The organism is Pseudomonadota bacterium (assembly GCA_010028905.1).
In the GTDB taxonomy this organism is placed as follows: Bacteria; Vulcanimicrobiota; Xenobia; order RGZZ01; family RGZZ01; genus RGZZ01.
This window is the reverse complement of the sequence record RGZZ01000226.1, coordinates 1-8,070: the sequence shown is the minus strand read 5'-3', so window position 1 is coordinate 8,070 and position 8,070 is coordinate 1. Positions and strand designations below refer to the sequence as shown.

Annotated in this window: 9 protein-coding genes; 1 reads left to right on the top strand and 8 read right to left on the bottom strand. The window is 68.5% G+C overall.

The window, feature by feature from the left end; translation table 11 throughout:
* The 4 genes from EB084_14995 to EB084_14980 form a co-directional block, all read right to left on the bottom strand.
* Positions 1–763, bottom strand: a 763-nt coding sequence (locus EB084_14995; GenBank protein NDD29562.1) for a hydantoinase/oxoprolinase family protein, incomplete at its 3' end; no start/stop codon positions are given.
* A gap of 13 nt (positions 764–776) precedes the next feature.
* A complete protein-coding gene (locus EB084_14990) occupies positions 777–2,174 on the bottom strand; it encodes a hypothetical protein (protein ID NDD29561.1) in 1,398 nt (465 codons plus the stop codon).
* Entirely contained in the window at positions 2,074–2,520 is a 447-nt protein-coding gene (locus EB084_14985) for a hypothetical protein (GenBank protein NDD29560.1), read from the bottom strand. Before EB084_14985 ends, EB084_14990 begins: the two co-directional genes overlap by 101 nt.
* 112 nt (positions 2,521–2,632) lie before the next feature.
* On the bottom strand, positions 2,633–3,538 hold the full coding sequence (locus tag EB084_14980) for a hypothetical protein (protein NDD29559.1): 906 nt from the start codon (positions 3,536–3,538) through the stop codon (positions 2,633–2,635).
* A 201-nt stretch (positions 3,539–3,739) separates the two neighbouring features.
* Here EB084_14980 and EB084_14975 point away from each other — a divergent pair, with 201 nt between their 5' ends.
* Positions 3,740–4,774, top strand: coding sequence for an esterase (locus tag EB084_14975; GenBank protein NDD29558.1), 1,035 nt, complete (start codon positions 3,740–3,742; stop codon positions 4,772–4,774).
* Between the two features lie 9 nt (positions 4,775–4,783).
* Here EB084_14975 and EB084_14970 read toward each other — a convergent pair whose 3' ends face one another.
* The 4 genes from EB084_14970 to EB084_14955 form a co-directional block, all read right to left on the bottom strand.
* Positions 4,784–5,086: a hypothetical protein gene (locus tag EB084_14970; protein ID NDD29557.1), complete on the bottom strand. Its 303-nt coding sequence runs from the start codon at positions 5,084–5,086 to the stop codon at positions 4,784–4,786.
* 27 nt (positions 5,087–5,113) lie between these two features.
* Positions 5,114–5,800, bottom strand: a complete 687-nt coding sequence (locus EB084_14965; GenBank protein NDD29556.1) for a ribulose-phosphate 3-epimerase — start codon at positions 5,798–5,800, stop codon at positions 5,114–5,116.
* Positions 5,801–5,815: 15 nt separating this feature from the next.
* A complete protein-coding gene (locus EB084_14960) occupies positions 5,816–6,817 on the bottom strand; it encodes a PASTA domain-containing protein (protein NDD29555.1) in 1,002 nt (333 codons plus the stop codon).
* Positions 6,814–8,070, bottom strand: a 1,257-nt coding sequence (locus EB084_14955; GenBank protein ID NDD29554.1) for a PASTA domain-containing protein, incomplete at its 5' end; no start/stop codon positions are given. The genes EB084_14960 and EB084_14955, both read right to left, overlap by 4 nt.

Below are 8,070 nucleotides of genomic sequence, written 5' to 3'. Positions count from 1 at the left end.
AGGCCCCGCACACCCCACCCGCGGGTCCGCTCAGAATGGTGTGCACGGGCAGCCGTCGCGCCTCGCCCGACGGCATGCTGCCGCCGTTCGACTGCATGATGCGAAACTCGCGCACGGGCAGGTCTTCCTCGAGTCGCGCGATGTAGCGGTCCATGACGGGGGCCACATAGGCGTTCACAAGGGTGGTGGAGGCTCGCTCGTACTCACGGTACTCGGCCGACACCGACGATGACAGGCTCACCGAGACCCCCAGCGGTGCCAGCGCCTCCGCCACGGCCCGCTCGTGGGCCGGATGGGCGAACGCGTGCAGCAGCACCACCGCCACCGACTCGACGTCTGCGCGCGCCAGGGCGTCTCGCAGCACGGCGAGATCTTCGAGGGGCACGAGCACGGCGCCCGAAGCGTCGAGACGCTCGTCGACCTCGAACAGCCGCGCGTCGGTGACAAGGGGCGTCTGTGTGGGAGGCTCGAGGTCGTAGAGCGACGGGCGTGCCTGTCGACCGATGCGCGCCACGTCGGCGAACCCGCGCGTGGCCACGAGAGCGGTGCGCGCGCCCTTGCGCTCGAGCAGGGCATTGGTGGCCACGGTCGTGCCGTGCACCAGCGAGACATCGACCCCCTCGACAAAGCCCGCGAGCCCCTCGAGGATGGCCCGCGCGGGATCAGCAGGCGTGGAGGGCACCTTGTGATGCAGCGTCACGCCATCGGCGCGCACGAAGAAGAAATCGGTGAACGTGCCCCCAACGTCGACCCCGACACGCATCGTCACGTCTGCCTCACGCCATGAGCCCGCGGGCGTGCAGCTCGCGCAGCGCCAGCATCACACCCATCTGCACGTGCACGTACGACATGCCTCCCTGCAGGTAGACCGCATACGGCTCGCGCAGCGGGCCGTCTGCAGAGAGCTCCATCGACGAACCCGCCACGAACGAGCCGCCCGCCATGACGATGGGGTCGCGATACCCGGGGTTCATCACGGCCTCCGGCACGGCCCGCCCATCGATGGGACCCGCCGCCTGAACCCCGCGACAGAAGGCCATGAGACGCTCGCGTGACCCGAGGCGCAGCGCCTGGATGATGTCGGTGCGCGCCTGTCCCGGTCGAGGCGAGACCTCGAATCCGAGGCGCTCGAACACGTACGCCGCCCACACCGCCCCCTCGAGCGCCTGTCCCACGATCATGGGCGACATGAACAGCCCCTGCGCGAGGGTTCGTGTGACGTCGAGGGTCGCCCCCTGATGGCCCGCGATGCCCGGCGCCGTCATCGAGATGCGCGCGCCTTCGACCAGATCGGCCCGCCCGGCAACATAGCCGCCCGTGGGGGCAAGGGTGCCGCCCAGGTTCTTGATGAGCGAGCCGGCCAGGCAGTCTGCCCCTATCTGGGTGGGCTCGAGCGGCTCCACCATCTCGCCGTAGCAGTTGTCGACCAGCACCACGAGGTCTTGGCGCTCGGCCTTCATGGCCGCGATAAGCCCACGCATGCGGTCGAGGTCGAGCGAAGGGCGCCAATCGTATCCGCACGAGCGCTGCACGTAGGCCACCTTCACCTCGGGGCGTCGCACGACCGCCACCGACGCCGCGACATCCGGGTGACCATCGGCGCCAAGAGGCACCACCTCAAAGCCCACCCCCCACTGCTCGAGCGACCCGCGCGCCCCGAAGAGCACCGGCTTGAGGGTGTCGTAGGGCTGCCCCGTCACCGAGACGCACACGTCCCCCGGACGGAGCGCGCCGAACAGCAGGCTGGCCAGGGCGTGGGTGCCGCTCACCAGGTTCCAGCGCACACAGGCATCTTCGGTGCCGAACACCAGGGCCACCGAGCGGTCGAGCGCCTCACGACCGACGTCGTGATACCCGTACCCGGTCGAGCCGGCGAAGTGACCCTCGCCCCACCCCACCTCGGCAAAGGCGCGCATCACCTTGAGCTGGTTGTTCTGCGCGCGGCGCCGAACGGCGTCACGCTCTTCGGCGCTTGCGCGCTCAGCAGACTCGGCGGCCTCCACCACCGCGGAGGGCACGCCGAGCTCGGCGGCCCACGAGAAGACCTGTGCAGGTTCGAGGGTGATCAACGACTCATCCTTCCGTGTAGAGACGACCGCCGAACCGTGCCTTGATGAGGTCGTCGTACTTGTTTGCGGCGCGGGCAACGGCGCTGAGGGCCGTGACCAGCTCATCGGCGTCGAGGAAGTCACCCAGCAGGGTGTGGCCGAACCACACATCGCCGTGGCTGGCCCCCTCGTCGGCGTGCAGGGCGAAGTGCCCGAACACGGTGTGAAGGTTCTCGGACGCGAGGAACAGCGTGAGCGCCTCGGTGATGGGCACCGCGACGTTGGTGACGCTGAAGATGCTCACGAGGGCCGCGCGCTCTCGCCACGGTCGGGCGCACACGAACACCCGCGCGGACTCGTGATCGACGTGCACGTCGCCCTGTGCATCGACGTGATGCGCGCCGAAGTGGCCACCGATGATGTCACCGATGGTGGAACGCAGCGCGTCAAGGGTCAGACTGCTTCGGGTCACATGGGCCTCCTGAGCGTGGGCCGCGTCGAGGACGCGGCACGTGTGGCGCGGCGGGTTCGTTCGCCATGCGTCGAGAGCGCGCCTCCCAGGGCCCGTCGACGTGACACCTCTCTCAGGGCGCGTCGGGTTCGAGAAGCGGAGAGACCATGTCCGCGCCCGCGTCGGCACCGACTTCGGCGGCCGGCGCCCCCGACGCAGGGGTGTGCCGCGCGGCCCAACGATCGACGTGGCGGAACATGCCGACGAGAAGGTTGACCTCCCACGGCGCCAGCGCGGCTCGAGACAAGAGATCGGCCAGGCGCGACATCTCGAGTTCGAGGGGCTTGCGATGACGCGGATACCCCACCCGTGACAGCGCCGCCCGCGCCGCCGCCACGGCGGCAAGCACCCCTGCGTCATCATCGGCGTGCCCGTCATCCACCCCGCGGTCGACAGCAGGGACCTCGGGGCTCGGATGGCCTTCGCTGCTCCGGCCTCGCAGGGGCGTGACGCCACGGTCGCCCGCGGGCGAACGCGGCCGCATCTTCAGCTCATAGAGCAGCACGATCACCGACTGGGCCAGGTTCAGCGGACCGTGGCTGGGAATGGTGACGAGGCGATGGCAGAGATCAACCTCATCAGACGAGAGCCCATGATCTTCCGGTCCAAAGACGAGGGCCGTCGAACGGGGGCGCAGCCCGTCGACGACCTCTGTCGTGAGCTCCCAGGGAAGCAGCGGGCGACGATGTCGTCCCGTCTTGTGGCTGGTGGCCACCGCGAGATCGACGTCGGCGATGGCCTCTTCGAGGGACGCGAAGGTGCGCGCCGCTCGCAGCCGCGGCTCTCCGCCCCGCGCAACCCGCTCGGCGATGGCGGCCCGCGCCTTCTCGTTGGGCGCCACCAGGCGCAGCTCGCCCCCTCCCGCATTCTCGAGCGCCCGCGCCGCGGCCCCCACGTTCTCGGCATAGCGGGGCCGTACGAGAACGACACAGGGGTCACCATCGCGCGAGGGCCCGTTCACATCACGACGTCGCGCCATGACGCCTCCCTGTCTTTTCCGTGCAGCGGCGGTGCTGTCTCATGCCGCCAGGGTTGGCCCTTCTCGACCGTGTCCCCTCTTTGTGATGCGCGCCAGGGCGGTGCGGGTACAAGGAGGGGTGACCCCCCCGACGGCCGAAGGGCCGACGCATTCATCATGCTCGCCGTGCCCCGCGCCCGCGAGCGATCCTGGAGAAGACGCATGACCCCCACTGCCCTGCCCCTCGCGGGACGCGTCGTCATCGAGCGCATCGAGAGCCGCCTGCTCGTCGGAAACCGCCCGGGCGATCCGGCCTTCCGCGACGTTCCCGTCTACCTGCCGCCCTCGTATGATACCACGCCCTCACGGCGCTATCCGACGATCTACATGCTGGCGGGGTACAGCGGCACCGGCATGTCGTTCGTCGGCTACAGCTGCTTCTCTCCCACCCTGCCCCAGCGCCTCGACACCCTCATGCGAAGCGGATGCATGAACGAGGCCATCGTGGTCATGGCCGATGCCATGACACGCTATGGGGGAAGCCAGTATGTCGACTCGAGCGCCACCGGCCCCTACCAGCGCTTCGTTGCCGACGAGACGGTGGCGCACATCGACGCCCGCCATCGCACGCTTGCGACGCGGGAATCCCGGGCCGTGGCGGGCAAGTCGAGCGGTGGCTACGGGGCGCTGCGGCTTGCGCTCGAGCGCGGTGACGTGTTCGGCGCCTGTGCCTGTCACGCGGGCGATATGTATTTCGAGTACGCCTACTTGCCCGACATCCCCAAGGCGGCGAGCACCATGACCGCGTTCGGCTCGCTCGCCGCCTGGCTCGAGCACTTCGAACAGGCGCCGAAGAAGCGATCGAGCGACTTCACCGCAATCAACATCACGGCCATGGCGGCCGCCTACTCGCCCGACGACGAGGGCGGTGAGGGCGATGGATTCGGCATCTGGATGCCCTTCGACTTCGAGACGGGGGCGCTTCGCGAGGCGATCTGGCAGCGGTGGCTGACCCACGATCCGGTGCGCATGCTCGAGGCCGGGGCCGCCGCGCTGCAACGGCTCTCGTGCCTCTACATCGACGTGGGCTCGAGCGACGAGTACAACCTGCACCTGGGGGCCCGCATATTTCGCAAGCAGCTGAACGCCCTCGGCGTGAAGCACCACTACGAGGAGTTCGCCGACGGGCACCGCGACACGTCGTATCGCTACGAGCGCTCGCTGCCCATGCTTGCGCAGGCGCTGCGCGCAGACTGAGGCGTCGTCTCAGCGGGCGTCGGGACGCAGGCGTCCGAGAAAGGCCAGCAGCGGGCGCACCGCGTCCGGCACGCTGCCATCGTGCAGGTGCAGCGTGCGCGAACGCTCCCCGTCTTCGGCGGTGAGCCGATAGCGCTGCATGTCAAAACCGCGCCGCTGCGCAGGCGCGGCCTCGGGCAGACCGAAGAGATCTGCCTGGGCCAGCAGGGCTTCGACGACAGCGGCCTCATCCGGCGTGAGGGCGGTCGTGTCGAGGGTGCGTCGCAGGGTGAGACCGGCAAACCCTCCGCTCTGCTCGAGCGTGATGCGCATGGGTCACCTCCTCCTCGGCCGCGGGGCTCAGGCCGATGGTGAACTTTCAGCAGTGCCGCTGCGAATGGACGCGATGGCGTCCCGGTAGCTGGGACGACGATAGATGGCGGTGCCCGCGACCAGCACGTCGGCTCCCGCCTCGAGACAGCGGCGCGCGGTGAGCGGGTCGATGCCACCATCGACCTCGAGCATGACATCGTGACCGCTCTCGTCGATCATCTGGCGCGCCTTGCGGATCTTGGGAAGCACCTGCTCGAGGAAGGACTGGCCGCCGAACCCCGGGTTCACCGTCATCATGAGGAGCATGTCCACATCGCCGAGCAGATACTCCACATCGGCCAGCGACGTGCCCGGGTTGAAGGCGAGTCCGGCCTTGGCCCCCAGCGCGCGGATCTGGCTGAGAACCCGTTGCACGTGATGCGTCGCCTCGATGTGGATGGTGAGGATGTCCCCCCCGGCCTTGCGGAAATCGGCCACGTAGCGCTCCGGGCGCTCGATCATGAGATGCACGTCGATGGGAAGGGTCGTGTGCTCGCGAAGGCTCTCCATGATGCCCCAGCCCATGGTGATGTTCGGCACGAAGTGACCGTCCATCACGTCGTAGTGGATCATGTCGGCGCCATCACGCTCCACCGCCGCGCACTCATCGCCGAGCCGCGCGAGGTTGGCCGCGAGCAGCGACGGGGCCACCTGGATGTTGACCTTCTTGCTCATGCCGATGGCGCTCCCTCAGATCTTGGCGCGGGAGACGACCTTCTCGTTGGCCGTCACCGTGTACTCGCCGCGCCCGAAGCAGGTCACGAACACATTCACCAGCTCGCCCTGGGCATGGGTTCCCTCGTAGGCTATATGGCTACCGGTCTCGTCGGTCACCGTGACCCGGATCTCCTGCAGGCCGGTCACGTCCGGGGTGCGCAGCTGCACCTGTCGCTGCTTGATCTCGCTGTGGCCGGTGGAGGCCCCGAGACTCACCTTCATGTCGACCTCGGCGCCCGGCACCACATCCTTGCCGGCAGAGGGCTCCTGGCTGACGATGGTCCCCGCGGGTACGGTATCGCTCACCACCCAGGCCAGGGTGCCGAGCTTGAGGTTGCTCCACGAAGCCGAGTCGCGCACCTTCTCCACCGTCTGCCCGACGAACGAGGGCACCTGCACGCGCGCATCGTTTCCGATGTTCACCATGAGGTTGACCTTCGTTCCCTTCTTCACGGTGGCATCGGGCTTCGGGTTCTGCTCGAGCACCATCTCGGGGTCGTCCTTGTGCTTGGCCACCCGTGTGACCCTGCCCAGGTTCAGCTTGGCGTTGTGGAGGTCGACGACCGCCTCTTCGAACGTCTTCTCGACGAGGCGCGGCACCGTGACCGAGTCCGGTCCGAGGCTGACAACCACCGACACGCTGCTGCCTTCGCGGGTGTCGCGGTCGGCGGGCGGATACTGCTCGATCACCGCATTCTTCGGAACCGTCGCGGAGTTCCGGGTCTCGTGCACGTCGATGCCGAGGTTGAGGCGCGCCAGCAGCCGCTTGGCCTCCTCGACGTCGGTGCCGGTGATGCGCGGAACCTTCTTCTCGTTGGGAAGCACGAAGTACGTCTCGTAGATGGCCAGGCCCATTGCGCGACCACAGTAGATCGTGACCGTGATGAGAAAGACGGGAACGAGAACCCGTGGGATGAAGGCCACCATGCGCCATATCCACGCGAGGGCGGCGGTCGGCTTGCTGTCGTTGATCATTTCGGGGTTTCTTTCGGCTCGGGGCGTTGCTTGCGGGGGGACTCCCTGGGCTGGGGCTCTGACCGCTTCTCTGCGATCACCACATCAACCGTGCTCCCCCGGCGCGCGGTGGCGCTCTCTTCAGGCGATTGGCGAAGAATCGATCCGCTCGGCAGATCGCTCTCCTCGGCCTCGGTATTACCCACGCGCAGACCGCGCTCCTCCAGTGCGGCGCGCGCGGCGTCGAGCGACAGGCCTCGAAGCCCTGGAACGACGACGCTCTCGTCGCTGTTCTCCGGCGTGGGCGGAGGCGCCTCGACACTGACGTGTATCACGCCGCCCTGCGCCATGGTGACGCCCCCTTCCGGCGACTGGTCGGTCACCCGCGCGTCAGGGCTGGCGCTGCCTCCCTCGACAACGACGGTGAACCCCTGCTGCTCGGCGTTTCGCCGCGCGTCAGCCAGGGAGAGCCCCTTGAGCGAGGGCACGCCACGCGATTCCGGACCGCTGCTGACGATGATCTCGATGGTGCTCCCCTTCGAGACCCCTGTTCCCGGCGGTGGGGTCTGCTCGAGAACGCTGCCGCTCGCCACGGTGGTGCTCGGCTTGTGCGTGACCACGCGAACCTTGAGACCCGCAGCCTCGGCCCTCGCCGTGGCGTCTTTCTCGGTCGTGCCCACGAGCGCGGGGGCCTTCACCTGCGGCATGCCCTTGCTGATGGTGACCGTGATGTGGGTCTGCAGCTCGACGGGTGTGCCGGTGGCGGGTTCCGCCGAGGCGACCTGCCCCAGGGGCACGCGATCGCTGTAGTCCTCGGTGAAGCGCGCGCTGAGGCCGCGCTGCTCGAGGGCGCGACGGGCCGCCTCGCGATCGAGGCCGATGAGCGTGGGCACCTGAACGGTCTGATGCCCCTTGCTCACCACCACGAGAACGTCGTTTCCGCGCCGCAGACTCGTGCCGGGGGCCGGTGACTGCTGCTTCACGAGGCCCGGCGGATCGTCGCTGTAGACGAACTCCTTGATGGTGAAGCGGAGGTTGAGCTTCTCGACCGAAGCGCGGGCCACCGACTGCTCGAGCCCGACCAGCGAAGGCACGCTCACCTCTCCGGGTGGCTTCACCCAGAAATACGCGGCGTAGGCGATGCCCGCGAGGAAGAGCACGGCAAGAAGACCCAGGGCCAGCGATCGCGATCCGCTCGGCGCGGGGTCGACGGGCGCCGGCGGGACCGGCGGCGCGGCGCGGAACTCACCGGAGTCGGCCAGGGAATAGGACGG